This window comes from Janibacter limosus (assembly GCF_004295485.1).
In the GTDB taxonomy this organism is placed as follows: domain Bacteria; phylum Actinomycetota; class Actinomycetes; order Actinomycetales; family Dermatophilaceae; genus Janibacter; species Janibacter limosus_A.
Genome location: NZ_CP036164.1, coordinates 2,805,166 through 2,819,940 on the forward strand (window position 1 = coordinate 2,805,166; position 14,775 = coordinate 2,819,940).

Below are 14,775 nucleotides of genomic sequence, written 5' to 3' on the forward strand. Positions count from 1 at the left end.
GTGTGAGCCACGTGGATCGCTTCGACGTCTCATCGCTCGTGACGCCCGGCGCTGTCGCGGCAGTACGCGAATCCCTGAGCGTGCTGCACACGGGCTCCCCCGTCATCATCGATGCAGCGGACGCAGCAGCCGTGGCGGCACCCGCCGCCGGGTCGCCCGGATCCGTGCTGCGCGAGGTGGCCGCTCCGGTGCTCGCGGTCGGCGATCCCTTCGTCGCCCCACCCTGGCTCGTCGACGTGGCCGACGCCTGCGTCACCACCCACCCCGATCCCCCGTCGCCGTGGGTGAGCTCCGACCCGAGCGCCTGCGCCGATGCCGTCAAGGCCCAGCCGCTGGCCGCCCTGGCGCTCGTACGCCTCCTCCGGGCCACCCCCGCCCTCGAGGTCTCCGTGGCGATCGCCGCCGAGGCAGCCACCTATGCCGCGCTGCTGGGCAGCGCAGCCTTCACGACCTGGCGCGCTGCCACCGATGCCGAGCACCACGTGGCCGACGAACCCGTGCTCCTGAGCCGCTCCGGCGACGTGCTGTGCGTCGAGCTCAACCGGCCGGGCGTGCACAACGCGGTGGACACGGCACTGCGTGATGCCCTCGTCGAGGCCCTGGGCCTGGCCGAGTCGGACCCGGCACTTCGCGTCGAGCTGAGCGGACGCGGGGCGAGCTTCTGCGCAGGCGGCGACCTCAGCGAGTTCGGGCAGGTCGGTGACCCGGCAACCTCGGTCGCCGTCCGGGCCACCCGTCACCCGGGCGCCAGCGCGCACCGCATCGCCCCGCGACTGACCGTCCGCATCCACGGGGCGTGCATCGGGGCCGGCATCGAGCTCGCGGCCTTCGCCGGGCACGTCATCGCCGACCCCGGAACCACCATGAGACTCCCCGAGCTGAGCATGGGGTTGGTCCCCGGAGCCGGCGGCACAGTCAGCCTCCCGCGCCGGATCGGTCGTCATCGCACCGCGTGGCTCGCCCTGTCCGGCGAGCCCGTCGACGCCCGCACCGCCCTGCGCTGGGGGCTCGTCGATGCGCTCGGTTGACCACGCCTCGGCCGCCGACGAGCGTCCACCCGTCGCCTTCATCGGCACCGGCCAGATCGGCGGCCCGATGGTCCGCAGACTGCTCGCCGACGGGGTCGAGGTCCATGTCCACGCCCGGCGCCCCGACGTGCGCGACGACCTGGCCGCCGCCGGCGCCGTGATCCACGACTCGGTCGCCCGGGCCGTCACCGGGCGCTCGGTCGTCCTCGTGTGCCTCTACGACGACTCCCAGCTCCACGAGGTCTGCCTGGGACCGGACGGCGCGATCGCCGCCATGCCCCGTGGCGGGCTGCTGGCCAGTCACACGACCGGGCTGCCCTCGACCCTGGCCGAGCTGGCGGAGGCAGCGAGCGCCCGAGGCGTGGACGTCATCGATGCCCCCTTCAGCGGCACCAGCAAGGACGTGCTCGCCGGACGCCTGACGATCATGCTCGGCGGTGACGACGCCACGCAGGAGCGGATCACCCCCTTCGTCCGCGCCTACGCCCGCACGGTGATCCGCACCGGGCCCCGTGGATCAGCTCTGTCCGTCAAGCTGGTCAACAACCTGCTCTTCGCCGCCCAGGCACAGCTCACCGCTCACGTCCTCCGGATCGGCGACGCCCTGGACCTCGACCGGGCCACGCTGCTCGAGGCCGTCGCGGCGAGCAGCGGGTCCAGCGCCTTCATCACCAAGCTGGGCGGCTACCCGGACGCCGAGACCATGTTTGCGACCGTCACGCCCTACCTGACCAAGGATGTACGGATGGCCCGGGCCGTCGCCGACGAGCTCGGCGTCGACCTGGGCGTCGTCGGGGCGACCGTCTCGGACGGGCCCCTCGATCTCACTCCCGGCTGACCCGCTCGCCGGCCGGGTCGGAGTCCTCGGCCCAGGCGCGCTGCACGAGGGCGAGACGACCACCAGCGAGCATCATCGCGCAGAACATCTGCAGCTCGACGACCTCGTCGGTCGTGAAGTGCCTGCCCAGCGCCGCGTACGTATCGTCGTCGATGGCGAACCAGTCGTTGACGAAGTCGTCGGCATACGCGAGGGCGGCCTGCTCCCGAGCAGAGAAGCGGTCGTCGTCCGGGGCGAGGCAGGCGATGTCCTCCTCGGTGACGGCATCACTCTTGCGGGCCGCCTGACACGTCCGACACTGGGTGAAGGACGCGATGCGCAGACGCACCAGCTCGCGAAGCCGCGGCTCGAGCAGGGCCTGCTGCTCCTGGAGGGCCCCGAGGAGCTGGACCCATGCGGTGGCTGCCTCGGGACGCCGGCCCCAGATCTGGACCGGCAAGGAGGTGCTCAACGTACCCGCCGCGAGTCGTCCATCGATCTCACGGCGAAGGGGGTCTGGCAGGTCGCCGAGCGGGAGTGGGACTATAGCAGGCACCGGCACCTCAGCACTCATCGGATGTGACACTTCTCGGTCAAAGTGTCACACGCTGCGCCGGGTCTGTCCACCATCGCTCGACCCTGCAATCAGAGGCTCTCGAGGACCTCGTCGTCGAGGATCGGCGTACCGACCTTTTCGGGCTCGGGGTCGGCCATGTCGACCTCGGAGTGCGCCCCGCAGCCGTGGTCGCGGCTGACGACACCACCGTCGCTGGGGCTCCACTCGTTGGCGCAGATGCCGAAGACGCTGCGCAGCGCCCCGGTGACGGGCATGAAGTAGCCGCACCCCTCGCAGCGTGCGGGGGCCTTGACCGCGACCTCGGCGGTCGGGCCGTGCGCGCCGTCGTACCACCGCTGGGCGGCCTGGTCGCGGCCCTCGGCGGACAGCACGCGGGGACGGCCGAGGCCGAGCTCCCACAGGGCGACCGCGTCGACGTCCTCCTCGCCGGTGGCCTCGAAGCCGGCCACGAGGTTGGGGTCGTCGTCGATCTTGGGGGTGACGTCTCCGGGGCCGACGTCGCCGGGAGCCAGACGCTGCGCCCACGGCAGCCAGTCCGGGGAGAGGATCGCACCGTCACCGGGCAGCAGCTGCGACTCGCAGACCGTCGCGGTCTTGGAGCGCGGGGCGCGCGTGACGGTGACCGCCCAGCTCCACCCGCCGTATCCCGGCAGGGTCGCGGCGAACCAGTGCGTGCCCAGCCGCTCGGCCTCGAGGATGAAGCCGACGTGCTCGCCGACGCCCTCTCCCTTCGTCGCCTCGAGCAGCTCGCGACGCGCGGGCTCGACGGCGGCCGCGAGGACGGCGTCGGCCTTGGGCCTGGCCTTGGCCCGGGGCCTGGTGGTGGTCTCGGTCATCTCAGCCCTCCATGTCGTCGGCGATGCGACGCAGGACCTGGGCGACCTTGGCGCCGTGGGCCTTGTCGGGGTAGCGCCCGCGGCGCAGGCCGTTGCCCAGGTCGTCGAGGAGCTTGATGACGTCCTCGACGATCGCGGCCATGTCCTCGGCCGGCTTGCGGTCACGCTGGCGCAGGTTGGCCGAGACGCTCGGCGGGGTGTCGAGGACGGTGACGGCCAGCGCCTGGGCGCCGCGGCGTCCCTCGACGATGCCGTAGTCCACGCGGGTGCCGCCCTTGAGGGTGGTCGTGCCCTCGGGCAGCGCGTTGGCGTGGAGGAAGATGTCCGAGCCGTCGTCGCCGGAGATGAAGCCGAAGCCCTTCTCCGCGTCGTACCACTTGACCTTGCCAGTGGGCACCGTGCACCTCTTGCTCGTACCTGGGGTGTGTGGGCGCACGGGATCGTGCACCCCGTCAAGGCTAACCCGAGGGGCGCCGCTCACCCCAATACGCGACCGACCTCGATCCCCCACTGCCCGGCCCACGTGGCTCCCGGGTCGAGCGCCACCACGCCCTCGCCGGAGTTGAAGGCATCGGGCGGGCACGAGAGTGGCTCGACCGCGATGCCGGCGGGGTGGCCGGGTGGCACCGTCGCCAGGTCCGAGCGGCCGGTGAAGACCTGCACCCAGTCCAGCCCGGGACCACCCCAGAGGTGGACGGTGCGCTCGTCGGTCGCGAGGGTGACGGTCCAGCAGCCGTCCGCGCCGCGCTCCAGCCCGGTGTAGGCGTTGTCGATGCCGCGGTCACCGAGCTCGGGGCCCTCCCGCAGGTCGAGGTCGGTGCCGGCCACCGGCTCGGTCCCGACCGGCAGCAGCCGGTCCGGGTCGACCCGGACGACGTGGTCGGCGGGCACGGTCAGGCGGGCCCGCGCCGCCGGGGTGGCACCGAGGGCCAGGTAGGGGTGGGCGCCGTAGCCGACGGGCGCAGTGGTGGCGCCGACGTTGACGACGGTGGTGCTGCAGGTCAGTCCGCGCGAGTCCACCTGCCACGCGACCCGGACCTCGAGGGCGAAGGGGTAGCCCGGGCGTGGGTGCACCGTGTGGACGAGGACGATCCGGTCGTCGTCGTGCTCCGTCGGGCGGAAGGACTCCCACCGCACGAGCCCGTGGGTGGCCGTGCCCGTGGACCGCTCGGTGATCGGCAGCTCGTGCTCCTGCCCCGCGACGCGGTAGCGACCGTCCCGGATCCGGTTGGGCCACGGCACGAGCAGCTGCCCGCGGCCGGACGAGGCCATCTCGTCGACCGGGTACCCGGCCACCACGTCGACACCGCCGACGGCGAGGCTGCGCAGCCCGCCGCCCGCCTCGACGACCACCGCCTCGACGTCGCCGCTGGTCAGCCGCCACTGCGTGCCACTGGGAGGGATAGCCATGTCGCCAACGTACGACGAAAACCCGGTGGTGGGTTGTCGGTGGGGTGCGGCACGATGGTCCGTCGTGACCGCCCTGCCCAAGGACCTGCCTGCCCACGAGATCGGGCCCGGCCTGCGAGGGTTCTGGCAGGCACTGCCGCGCGAAGGGAGGTTCCTCCTCTCCACGGTCGCCCTCCAGCACCTCGGCCGGGGCATGACCCTGCCCTTCACCGTCATCTACCTGCACGAGGTGCGTCACCTCTCCCTCGACGCCGCCGGCACGATCATGGCGCTGCTCGCCCTCGTGGCCGCGGTCATGGCGGGCCCCATGGGCTCGCTCACCGACCGGCTCGGCGCCCGGTGGATGCTCATCGCGTCCGGGGTCTGCCAGAGCCTCGGCGCCGCCGCGATGGGCTTCGCCACCGGGCTCCCCCTCGCCATCACCGGTGCCGTCTTCATGGGCCTGTCGGCGAGCATCGGCTGGTCCGCGGCCAACACCTTCATCTCCGCGCTCGTGCGCGGCCCCCTGCGCCAGCGCTACTTCGGCGTCAACTTCGCCCTGCTCAACCTCGGCATCGGCGCCGGCGGCCTCATCGCCGGTGCCTTCGTCGACGTCCACGCCCCGATCACCTTCGAGATCATCTTCCTCGTCGACGCGGTCCTGGTGCTCATCCCCGGGATCTGGCTGCTGGGCCCCCTTCGCCATGTCCACGCCCGCGCCGCCCACCCGCAGGAGGACGGCGCGACCGCCAGCTACGCCACCGTCCTGCGCCTGCCCGGCATGGGCTGGGTGCTGCTCATCGCCGTCGTGTCGAGCTTCGTCGGCTACGGCCAGTTCGAGGCCGGCGTCCCTGCCTTCGCCCGCTCCGTCTCCCAGGTGAGCACCGAGACGATCGGCGTGCTCTTCGCGGCCAACACCGTGGTCATCGTGCTCCTGCAGTTCTGGGTGCTGCAGCGCATCGACGGCCACCGGCGCACCCGGGTGGGGCTGGTCATGCTCGTCCTGTGGTTCGGCGCCTGGGGCGCGATGGGCCTGAGCGGGCTGCTGCCCGCCAGCCTGACCGCGGCCGTCCTCGTCGTCGTCTTCGGTGCGCTCTTCGGCCTCGGCGAGACCCTCCTGCAGCCGACCCTGCCGGCGATCACCAACGACATGGCGCCCGACCACCTGCGAGGCCGGGTCAACGCCGCCCAGTCGACCGCCTTCATGTCCGGCGGGGTCCTCGGCCCGCTCGTGGCCGGTGTCCTGCTCGACCGCGGCCTGGGCGGTCTCTTCATCGGCCTGATCGTCGCCGGGCTCGTCGTCACCGGCTGGCTGCTGCTGCGGCTCGAGCGGATCATCAGCCCCGAGGTCAACGGCATTGCTGCCCAGCCACTCGAGCCGGCGGAGGCCTGACGTCGCAGGTCGACTACCGTGGGTCGGTGCGCTCCCTCGCCGAGGACATCCGCCACCGCACCGACGAGGAGCTGGTGGCCCTGCTGGAGCTGCGTCCGGACCTGGCCCGGCCGCAGCCCGCTGACCTCACCGCCCTCGCTGCTCGTGCCAGTACGCGCGCCTCCACGGCTCGCGCCGTCGACCACCTCGACCTGCCGCACCTGGCGGCCCTGCAGGCCTGCGCCGTCACCGGCACCACCGATCCCGCGGCGATCGCCCCCCTCCTCGGCCTGACCGAAGGGAGCGCTGCCGCCCTCCTCGTCGACCTCACCACCGCAGCCCTGCTGTGGCGCTCGAGCGAGGGGACGGCCCTGTCCCGCACGGTCGCCGACGTGCTCGGTCCGCACCCTGCCGGCCTGGGGCCCACGGCCCAGGCCGTCGGGCACTCCCTCCCCGACGACCTGCCTGCGGCTCTCGAGCGGATCGGCCCGCAGGAGCGCGCGGTCCTGGAGCGGATCGCCCGCCACGGCCCGACCGCGGCCGTGCCGGCCGACCCCGAGGGGCCCGCCGGCCGCGCCGTCGCCGGGCTCGTCGATGCCGGCCTGGTGGTCGCCCCCGACAACCAGCACGTGCTGCTCCCCCGCGAGGTCGGCCTGCTCGTGCGCGGTGGACGCATCCTCGACCCCTCGCCCGGCCTCGACGCAGCGAGTGCCCGAGCCCTCGACCCCGACGACGTCGACCGCGCAGCGACGGCCAGCGCCACCGAGGTCGTCGCGCTCGTCGACGAGCTGCTCGACCGGGTCGACGACCTGCGCCCGAGGGTCCTGCGCAGCGGCGGCCTGGCCGTGCGTGACCTGCGCGCCCTCGCCGGTCGGGTCGACCTCGACGAGGCGAGCGCCACCTTCCTGCTGGAGCTGGCGCTCGGCGCCGGGCTCCTCGGCGACGACCACGCCCTCGAGCCGACCTGGCGCCTCACGACGACGCTCGACGAGTGGCGGGCCCTCCCGCCGGCCGGCCGCTGGGTCGGCCTGGCCGGGCCGTGGCTGCGGTCCCTGCGCGCCAGCGTGGTCCCCGCCCCCGAGGACGGCGGGCGGGTCAACGCCCTGTCGGAGAGCATGGTCTGGCCGCCGGTGCGCGCCCTGCGCCGCGAGCTGCTCGAGATCCTGGCCGACCTGCCCCGTGGCAGCTCACCCGACGGCCCCGAGATGCTGGAGCGACTGCGCCACGGGCGCCCCCGCCGCATGCCGCACGGGGCCGACGAGGCCGTGGCCGCCCTCCTGCGCGAGGGCGAGCAGCTCGGCGTCACCGGCCGGGGTGCGCTCGGCTCCGTCGGTCGACTGCTGCTCGACGACGAGGTGGCCGCCGGCCAGCTGCTCGAGACCATGGTCCCCGAGCCGGTCGACCGGCTCCTCCTCCAGGCCGACCTCACCGCGGTCGTGCCCGGGACCCCGGTGCCCGAGCTCGCGGGGCTGCTGCGGCGCAGCGCGACGCTCGAGTCCCGTGGTGGCGCCAGCGTGCACCGCTTCACCGAGACCTCCCTCCGGTCCGCCCTGGACTCCGGCTGGACCGCCGACGAGCTGCTCGAGACGCTCGCCCGGTTCAGCGCCAGCCCCGTCCCCCAGCCGCTGGACTACCTGGTGCGCGATGTCGCACGGCGCCACGGGCAGCTGCGCGTCGGCAGCGCGAGCAGCTACCTGCGCAGCGACGACGCCGCCCACCTCGAGGCGCTGCTCACCCACCGCGACCTGAGCCACCTGCAGCTGCGGCAGCTCGCGCCGACCGTGCTCGTCTCCCCCGTGGGGCCGACCGTCCTGCTGGAGTCGCTGCGCGAGGTCGGCGCCTCACCGGCTCTCGAGGGGTCCGGAGGTGTGGTCGCGAGCAAGCCTGCAGCGCCGCGCATCACCCCCCGCCGCGAGCGTCCGGTCACCGAGGTCGCCCCGGAGCCCTCGACCGAGGTGCTCGCCCGCCTGCGCGAGGGCGAGGCTCGCGCCGACCGGCAGCGCAGCATCCCGGACGACGGTGCCCCGACGATCCCGGCGCTCGACCCGGCGAGCAGCTCCGCGCTCCTGCGCGAGGCTGCCGCCGACCGGCTCCCGGTCTGGCTCGGGGTCACCGACGCGGTCGGGTCGACCCGCCGGTTCCTCTTCCACCCCACCAAGGTCGACGGGGGTCGCATCATCGGTGAGGTCGACGCCCAGCCGCAGGTCTTCAGCCTGCACCGCATCATCGGTGTGGTCATCCAGGGCTGAGCCGGCCCCCTTCGTCGTCGGGCCTCGTCAGGCTCCGGCGAGCGCCTTGACCACCCGCGACGGCGAGGGCTTGCCGAGCTGCTCGGCCATCCACACGCTCGTCTCGACGAGGGCGTCGAGGTCGACACCGGTCTCCACGCCCGCCCCGTCGAGCATCCAGACCAGGTCCTCGGTCGCGAGGTTGCCGGTGGCCGACTTGGCATAGGGGCAGCCGCCGAGGCCTCCGGTGGAGGCGTCGACGACGCTCACGCCGGCACGCAGCGCGGTCAGGGTGTTGGCCAGCGCCTGGCCGTAGGTGTCGTGGAAGTGCACGCCGATCCGCTCCACGCCGATGTCGCGCCTGCCGAGCTCGGCCAGCAGCGCCTCGACGTGCCCCGCTGTGCCCGTGCCGATCGTGTCGCCGATCGACAGCTGGTCGCAGCCGAGGTCCATCAGCTCCGCGCACGCGTCGGCGACCTGCCCCACGGGCACCGGCCCCTCCCACGGGTCGCCGAAGCACATCGACACGTAGGCGCGCACCCACAGGCCCGCGTCCTGTGCCCGCTTGACGACGGGCTTGAACATCTCGACCGACTCCTCGCGGGAGCGTCCGAGGTTCTTCTGCGCGAAGGTCTCGGTCGCGCTGCCGAAGATCGCGACCGCCCCGACGCCCGCCTCCAGCGCCCGCTCCAAGCCCCGCTCGTTGGGCACGAGCACGGGACGAAGGGGGCCGCGCCCCACCTCGCCGAGGTCGGCCAGGAGCTCGGTGGCGTCCGCCAGCTGCGGCACCCACCGCGGCGAGACGAAGGAGGTCGTCTCGATGGTCTGCAGGCCGGCAGCGACCAGCCGCCGCACGAACTGCGCCTTGACGTCGGTGGGGACGACACCCTTCTCGTTCTGCAGGCCGTCCCGCGCGCCGACCTCGTAGATCGTCACCCGGGGAGGCAGGTCTGTCATCGGCTCGCTCTGCGGCAGTGCACGGCTCATGTCACCACTATCTCGCATCACGTACCGTTGGCACGGGCCTGCCGCAGCAGGCCAGGGAGGACACCACAGCATGAGCAACGACCCGTACCCCAACGATCGGCCCGACCCGCGCGGCAACGGCCCGTACTCGTCGGACCCGTACTCGTCGGATCCCTATGTCCCGGGCGGCCCCTCGGGCCAGCAGCAGCTCCCCGCCTACGAGCCGGGACGCTCCGCGCCGCTCCCCCAGCCACCGGGCCCACCCCTGCCTCCGCCGTACGCCTACCCCATGGGAGCGCCGACCCCGACCAACACCTCCGCGATCGTGCTGATCGTGCTCTCGTCGCTGACGATCTTCACCGGGTACTGCTGCTACATCGGCATCCCCGGCCTCGTCCTGGGCATCCTCGGCGTGACCAAGCAGGCCACCGACCCCGAGGGTGCAGCCAAGCTGACCAAGATCGGGTGGATCAGCTTCGGGGCGCTGATCGGCCTCACCCTCCTGGCCGTCGCCGGCGTCATCCTCTTCGCCGTCCTCGCGGAGTCCTGAGGTGGCCCTCGACGGCGCGCTCATCGTCCAGAGCGACAAGACCCTCCTGCTCGAGGTCGACCACGAGCGCTCGGCCGACGCGCGGCGGGCCATCGCCCCCTTCGCCGAGCTGGAGCGGGCCCCGGAGCACATCCACACCTACCGCGTGACCCCGCTCGGGCTGTGGAACGCCCGCGCCGCGGGCCACGACGCCGAGCAGGTCGTCAATGCCCTGCTCACCCACTCGCGCTACCCCGTGCCCCAGGCCCTGCTCGTCGACATCGCCGAGACGATGGACCGCTACGGCCGGCTCGTCCTGGAGAAGGACGGCGACCAACTCGTCCTGCGCACCACCGACCGCGCGGTGCTCACCGAGGTCATGCGCCACAAGAAGATCATGCCGCTGCTCGGCGAGATGCTCTCCCCCGACGAGGTCGTCGTGCACCCCTCGGAGCGCGGCACCCTCAAGCAGGAACTGCTCAAGGTGGGCTGGCCCGCGGAGGACCGCGCCGGTTACGTGGACGGCGAGGCGCACCCCATCGCGCTGCTCGAGGACGGCTGGTCCCTGCGGCCCTACCAGCAGCAGGCGGTCGACGGGTTCTGGGACGGTGGCTCGGGCGTCGTCGTCCTGCCCTGCGGGGCGGGCAAGACGCTGGTCGGCGCGGGCGCGATGGCGGCTGCCAAGGCGACCACCCTCATCCTCGTGACCAACACGGTGAGCGCCCGGCAGTGGAAGCAGGAGCTGCTCGAGCGCACCACGCTGACCGAGGAGGAGATCGGCGAGTACTCCGGTGCCCGCAAGGAGATCCGGCCGGTCACCATCGCGACCTACCAGGTCCTCACGCTCCGGCGGAAGGGGATCTACCCTCACCTCGACCTGCTCGACGCCCGCGACTGGGGCCTGGTCGTCTACGACGAGGTCCACCTGCTGCCGGCTCCGATCTTCCGGATGACGGCCGACCTGCAGGCCCGCCGTCGCCTCGGCCTGACGGCGACCCTCGTGCGTGAGGACGGCCGCGAGGCCGATGTCTTCTCGCTCATCGGGCCCAAGCGCTTCGACGCGCCGTGGAAGGACATCGAGGCGCAGGGCTACATCGCGCCCGCGGACTGCGTCGAGGTCCGGGTGAGCCTGACCGACTCCGAGCGGATGGCCTATGCCACCGCCGAGGCGGAGGACCGCTACCGGCTCGCCTCCTGCTCCCCGGTCAAGCTCGGGGTCGTGCGCACGATCGTCGATCAGCACCGGGGCCAGCCCACGCTCGTCATAGGCCAGTACCTCGACCAGCTGCACGAGCTCGCCGAGCAGCTCGACGCCGATCTCATCACGGGCGAGACCCCCGTCAAGCAGCGGCAAGAGCTCTTCGCCGACTTCCGCGAAGGGAGGTCCAACCTCCTCGTCGTGTCCAAGGTGGCCAACTTCTCCGTCGACCTCCCCGAGGCGAGCGTCGCGATCCAGGTCAGCGGCACCTTCGGCTCACGCCAGGAGGAGGCCCAGCGCCTGGGCCGGGTGCTGCGGCCCAAGGAGGACGGGCGCACCGCGCACTTCTACACCGTCGTCACACGCGACACCGTCGACGCGGAGTTCGCCGCCCACCGGCAGCGCTTCCTCGCCGAGCAGGGTTACGCCTACCGGATCCTCGACGCCGACGACCTCTGAGCAGCCCCCCCTTCGCATCTCCTTAAGGAAATGCGAAGGGGTGCGCACGACCTTAAGGAAATACGCCTGGGGTGCGCACGACCTTAAGGAAATACGCCTGGGGTGCGCACGACCTTGAGGAGATGCGGCGGTCAGAGGATCGAGTCGAGGAACTTGCGGGTGCGCTCGTGCGACGGGTTGCCGAGGATCTCGTCGGGTGGCCCCTGCTCGAGGACCTGGCCCCCGTCGAACATCATCACCTTGTGCGACACGTCGCGGGCGAAGCTCATCTCGTGGGTGACGATGAGCATCGAGATGTCCGTCGAGTCGGCGACATCACGCAGGACGCCGAGCACGTCACCGACGAGCTCGGGGTCGAGCGCCGAGGTGACCTCGTCGAGCAGCAGGATCTTGGGGTCCATCGCGAGCGCGCGGGCGATCGCCACGCGCTGCTTCTGACCACCGGAGAGCCGGCTCGGGTGCTCGTCGGCCCGGTCCTTCAGCCCCACCTGGTCGAGCAGGGAGAGCGCCCGCTCACGGGCCTCCTCCTTGCCGCGGCCCAGCACGTGCACCGGGGCCTCGGTGACGTTGTCGATGACCGACATGTTGGGGAAGAGGTTGAAGTGCTGGAAGACCATCCCGATCTTCTTGCGGGTGGCGGCGACCTCCTTCTCCCGCAGACGGATCCGCTTGCCGTCGCGACGGTCGTGGGTGAGCGGCTGGCCGTCGATCCAGATGTAGCCGTCGGTGAGCTCCTCGAGGGTCATCACCAGCCGCAGGATCGTGGTCTTGCCGGACCCGCTCGGGCCGATGAGCGTGACCCGCTCGCCCTGGGCGACGTCGAAGCTGAGACCGGACAGGACGGTGTTGTCGCCGAACTTCTTCTCGACACCCTCGAAGCGGATGACGGGCGGCGCTGCGGACGAAGGGGGTGCCCCCCCGGTCTGGTCAGTAGACAAGTGCTTTTTCCAATCTGCGGACGGCGAAGGCGGTGACAAGGCTCGCCACGAGGAAGATCAGGCCGGCGATCGTGAAGGCCTCGTTGTAGCGGAAGGTGGAACCGCCGGCCTGCTGCGCGACGGTGACCATCTCGAGGACCGTGATCGCGAAGAGGTAGGGGGTGTCCTTGAACATCGAGATCATCCAGTTGCCCAGGGCGGGCAGGGTCGAGCGCACTGCCTGCGGCAGGACGATCGCACTCCAGGTGCGCCCCTGCGGCAGGCTGAGCGCCCGCGCCGCCTCCCACTGGCCGGGGTCGACGGACCTGATGCCGCCGATGAAGGACTCGGCCATGTAGGTCGAGTAGTGGATCCCGATGACCGCGGTGCCGACCCACAGCAGGTCCCAGGAGACGGGCACGAGATAGCTGGCGAAGACCAGCTGGACGATCAGCGGCGTCATCCGGATCACGTCCATGACCCAGCGCACGGGCGCGGCCACGATCCGTGGCGCGACCTGGGTGAGGACGGCGAGCAGCATGCCGACGACGACGGCGACGAGGGTGCCGACGACGGTGACGAGCAGGGTGACCTTGACGAAGGCGGTGAGCACCTCGGGCAGCAGATCGGCCGCTGCCTCCCAGCTCCAGAACTCGTCGAAGGTGATCGCGGGCATCACAGGGCGGCTCCGGCGGTCGCGTGGGCACTACGGGCGGACAGGCCGAGTCGGCGGCGGGCGCGTGTCTCGAGCTGTCTGAGTCCGGAGGAGAAGACGAGCGCGAAGAGGTAGTAGACCAGCAGTCCGATGCCGTAGGCGAAGATCGTCGTCGTGTCGACACGCAGCTCGTCGAGCTCGTAGGCGAAGTCCTGCAGCCCGATGAAGAGGGCCACTGCCGTGCCCTTGATGAGCATGATGAGCAGGTTGTTGTACCCCGAGAGCATGAGCACCCACGCCTGCGGCCAGATGATCCGGCGCATCCTCGTCAGCGGCGACATGTTGAGGGCCTTGGCGCCCTCCCACTGCCCCTTGTCCACCGCGTTGATCGAGCCGCGCACGACCTCGGCGCCGTAGGCGCCGTAGTTCAGACCGAGGGCGATGACGCCGGTGAGCACCGCATCCATGCTCACGCCGAAGAGTGGCATGACGTAGTAGAGCCAGAAGACCTGCACGACGAGCGAGGTCCCCCGGAAGAACTCCACGACGATGGTCGAGAGCCACCTCAGCGGCGCGACCGGGCTGATGCTCAACAACCCGAAGCCCACCGAGACGACGAAGGCCAGGACGGCCCCGCCGACAGTCAGCTGGAGCGTGACGAGCACACCCTCGGCCAGCTGCGGCAGGGCCGCTTGGAGCGCATCGAGGTTGTCGCTCACTTCGCGTCCGGCAGCTCTCCGGCGCAGAGCTGCTCGGTCGTCAGGTCACCCTTGGGACGCTCGGCGTCGGTGAAGCCGAACTCGCCGATGACGTCCGTGTAGGCCTTCTCGTCGCCGGTGATCTTCGCGAGCTCCTTGTTGTAGGCCTCGCGCAGGGAGTCGTCACCCTTCTTGAAGACCGTCGCGCCGGCTCCGACCTGCTGCTTGCCGTCGACGACGGCCACGAAGGGCTCGGTCACCTCGACCTTGGAGTTGTCGGCCTTCTCGGCCATGGTGCGCAGCGAGATCCCGGTGAGGGCGAAGACATCGCTGCGGCCACGCACGACACCGTCCATGCCGTCCTGCGGCGACTTGACCTCGGTGTTCTCGATGCCGAGGGACTTCGCGTAGTCGGACTCGATGGCGCCGGTCATCGTCGAGAGCTTGGCGCCGGACGTCTTGACGTCGTCGAGGTTCTTGAGGTTCTTGGGGTTGCCCTCAGGGACCATGAGCGCGGTCGTGTAGAGGATCTCCGGGTCACCGAAGTCGGCCTCCTTGCACCGCTCCGGCAGGATCGACATGCCCGCCGAGACCGCGTCGTAGCGGCCAGCCTTCAACCCCGGGATGAGGGCAGCCCACTCGGTCTTGACGCCCTTGACCTCGTTGATCCCGAGCTCCTTGAAGATCTGCTTGTGCAGGGCGATCGTCGCGCCGGTGAGCTCGCCGTCCTTCTCGAAGGAGTACGGGTCCTCACCGGCGAAGGCGACGGTGATCGTCCCCTTGTCCTGCAGCTCGGCGAGGTGGTCACCACCTCCCTCGGAGGCTCCGTCGGAACCGGAGTCACCACAGGCGGCGAGGGTGAGTGCCAGGGTCAGGGCCGCGGTTCCGGCCAGGGTTCGCGTGTATCGCACGGTCTTCCTCCCCTCGGCGGGTCTTCCCCGGGGCGGTCCCGGTCCGCCGAGTCACTTCTCCCCTCACCCGACCAAATACCTTGCCGAAGGGGGGCCAAACGCCGCCCTTCATCCCCCTTCGTTGCCCATCCGTGACCCGCGACGGACCCTCGCGGTCCACCGGCGACGTTCAGCAGACATCCAGACAACGGGCGC

Annotated in this window: 15 protein-coding genes; 6 read left to right on the top strand and 9 right to left on the bottom strand. The window is 71.6% G+C overall.

The features are described 5' to 3' along the window. The first annotated feature begins 11 nt into the window (after positions 1 to 11). Positions 12 to 1,028: an enoyl-CoA hydratase/isomerase family protein gene (locus EXU32_RS13395; protein ID WP_165399678.1), complete on the top strand. Its 1,017-nt coding sequence runs from the start codon at positions 12 to 14 to the stop codon at positions 1,026 to 1,028. Further along, entirely contained in the window at positions 1,015 to 1,866 is an 852-nt protein-coding gene (locus EXU32_RS13400; protein ID WP_130630348.1) for an NAD(P)-dependent oxidoreductase, read from the top strand. Before EXU32_RS13395 ends, EXU32_RS13400 begins: the two co-directional genes overlap by 14 nt. Here the strand turns inward: EXU32_RS13400 and EXU32_RS13405 are convergent. The 4 genes from EXU32_RS13405 to EXU32_RS13420 form a co-directional block, all read right to left on the bottom strand. After that, positions 1,853 to 2,305: a carboxymuconolactone decarboxylase family protein gene (locus EXU32_RS13405; RefSeq protein ID WP_207233803.1), complete on the bottom strand. Its 453-nt coding sequence runs from the start codon at positions 2,303 to 2,305 to the stop codon at positions 1,853 to 1,855. The genes EXU32_RS13400 and EXU32_RS13405 overlap by 14 nt on opposite strands. A gap of 185 nt (positions 2,306 to 2,490) precedes the next feature. Further along, a complete protein-coding gene (locus EXU32_RS13410; RefSeq protein ID WP_130630350.1) occupies positions 2,491 to 3,258 on the bottom strand; it encodes a DUF3027 domain-containing protein in 768 nt (255 codons plus the stop codon). Position 3,259: 1 nt separating this feature from the next. After that, positions 3,260 to 3,655, bottom strand: coding sequence for a cold-shock protein (locus EXU32_RS13415; protein WP_055997141.1), 396 nt, complete (start codon positions 3,653 to 3,655; stop codon positions 3,260 to 3,262). A gap of 80 nt (positions 3,656 to 3,735) precedes the next feature. Continuing rightward, the gene (locus EXU32_RS13420; protein ID WP_130630351.1) at positions 3,736 to 4,668 is read right to left on the bottom strand and encodes an aldose 1-epimerase family protein; all 933 of its coding nucleotides are present in this window, start codon (positions 4,666 to 4,668) and stop codon (positions 3,736 to 3,738) included. A 64-nt stretch (positions 4,669 to 4,732) separates the two neighbouring features. Between EXU32_RS13420 and EXU32_RS13425 the strand changes: the two genes are divergently transcribed. Both EXU32_RS13425 and EXU32_RS13430 read left to right on the top strand, forming a co-directional pair. Then, a complete protein-coding gene (locus EXU32_RS13425; RefSeq protein ID WP_130630352.1) occupies positions 4,733 to 6,040 on the top strand; it encodes an MFS transporter in 1,308 nt (435 codons plus the stop codon). A gap of 26 nt (positions 6,041 to 6,066) precedes the next feature. After that, positions 6,067 to 8,268 (top strand): helicase-associated domain-containing protein, encoded by a 2,202-nt coding sequence (locus tag EXU32_RS13430; protein ID WP_130630353.1) that lies wholly within the window; start codon positions 6,067 to 6,069, stop codon positions 8,266 to 8,268. 27 nt (positions 8,269 to 8,295) lie between these two features. Here EXU32_RS13430 and EXU32_RS13435 read toward each other — a convergent pair whose 3' ends face one another. After that, a complete protein-coding gene (locus EXU32_RS13435; protein ID WP_130630354.1) occupies positions 8,296 to 9,234 on the bottom strand; it encodes a hydroxymethylglutaryl-CoA lyase in 939 nt (312 codons plus the stop codon). A 70-nt stretch (positions 9,235 to 9,304) separates the two neighbouring features. Here EXU32_RS13435 and EXU32_RS13440 point away from each other — a divergent pair, with 70 nt between their 5' ends. Further along, a complete protein-coding gene (locus EXU32_RS13440; RefSeq protein WP_130630355.1) occupies positions 9,305 to 9,763 on the top strand; it encodes a hypothetical protein in 459 nt (152 codons plus the stop codon). 1 nt (position 9,764) lies between these two features. After that, complete coding sequence (locus EXU32_RS13445) at positions 9,765 to 11,399, top strand: DNA repair helicase XPB (protein ID WP_130630356.1); 1,635 nt, start codon at positions 9,765 to 9,767, stop codon at positions 11,397 to 11,399. Positions 11,400 to 11,530: 131 nt separating this feature from the next. On the opposite strand, the gene ehuA is transcribed toward EXU32_RS13445, so the two are convergent. Genes ehuA through ehuB form a run of 4 tightly spaced genes read right to left on the bottom strand, consistent with a single transcriptional unit; the run spans position 11,531 to position 14,580 of the window. Continuing rightward, positions 11,531 to 12,337, bottom strand: coding sequence for an ectoine/hydroxyectoine ABC transporter ATP-binding protein EhuA (gene ehuA / locus EXU32_RS13450; protein ID WP_130630357.1), 807 nt, complete (start codon positions 12,335 to 12,337; stop codon positions 11,531 to 11,533). Beyond that, positions 12,327 to 12,992, bottom strand: coding sequence for an amino acid ABC transporter permease (locus EXU32_RS13455; protein WP_165399679.1), 666 nt, complete (start codon positions 12,990 to 12,992; stop codon positions 12,327 to 12,329). Before EXU32_RS13455 ends, ehuA begins: the two co-directional genes overlap by 11 nt. Next, positions 12,992 to 13,690, bottom strand: a complete 699-nt coding sequence (ehuC, locus tag EXU32_RS13460) for an ectoine/hydroxyectoine ABC transporter permease subunit EhuC (RefSeq protein WP_130630359.1) — start codon at positions 13,688 to 13,690, stop codon at positions 12,992 to 12,994. Before ehuC ends, EXU32_RS13455 begins: the two co-directional genes overlap by 1 nt. Beyond that, complete coding sequence (gene ehuB / locus EXU32_RS13465; RefSeq protein WP_130630360.1) at positions 13,687 to 14,580, bottom strand: ectoine/hydroxyectoine ABC transporter substrate-binding protein EhuB; 894 nt, start codon at positions 14,578 to 14,580, stop codon at positions 13,687 to 13,689. Before ehuB ends, ehuC begins: the two co-directional genes overlap by 4 nt. Positions 14,581 to 14,775 lie beyond the last annotated feature (195 nt).

What these genes read in the sequence shown, in the direction of transcription:
- EXU32_RS13420 (WP_130630351.1), bottom strand. Translation starts at nt 4,668, where the DNA reads ATGGCTATCCCTCCCAGTGGCACGCAGTGGCGGCTGACCAGCGGCGAC.
- EXU32_RS13440 (WP_130630355.1), top strand. Translation starts at nt 9,305, where the DNA reads ATGAGCAACGACCCGTACCCCAACGATCGGCCCGACCCGCGCGGCAAC.
- EXU32_RS13435 (WP_130630354.1), bottom strand. Translation starts at nt 9,234, where the DNA reads ATGAGCCGTGCACTGCCGCAGAGCGAGCCGATGACAGACCTGCCTCCC.
- EXU32_RS13410 (WP_130630350.1), bottom strand. Translation starts at nt 3,258, where the DNA reads ATGACCGAGACCACCACCAGGCCCCGGGCCAAGGCCAGGCCCAAGGCC.
- EXU32_RS13455 (WP_165399679.1), bottom strand. Translation starts at nt 12,992, where the DNA reads ATGCCCGCGATCACCTTCGACGAGTTCTGGAGCTGGGAGGCAGCGGCC.
- EXU32_RS13400 (WP_130630348.1), top strand. Translation starts at nt 1,015, where the DNA reads ATGCGCTCGGTTGACCACGCCTCGGCCGCCGACGAGCGTCCACCCGTC.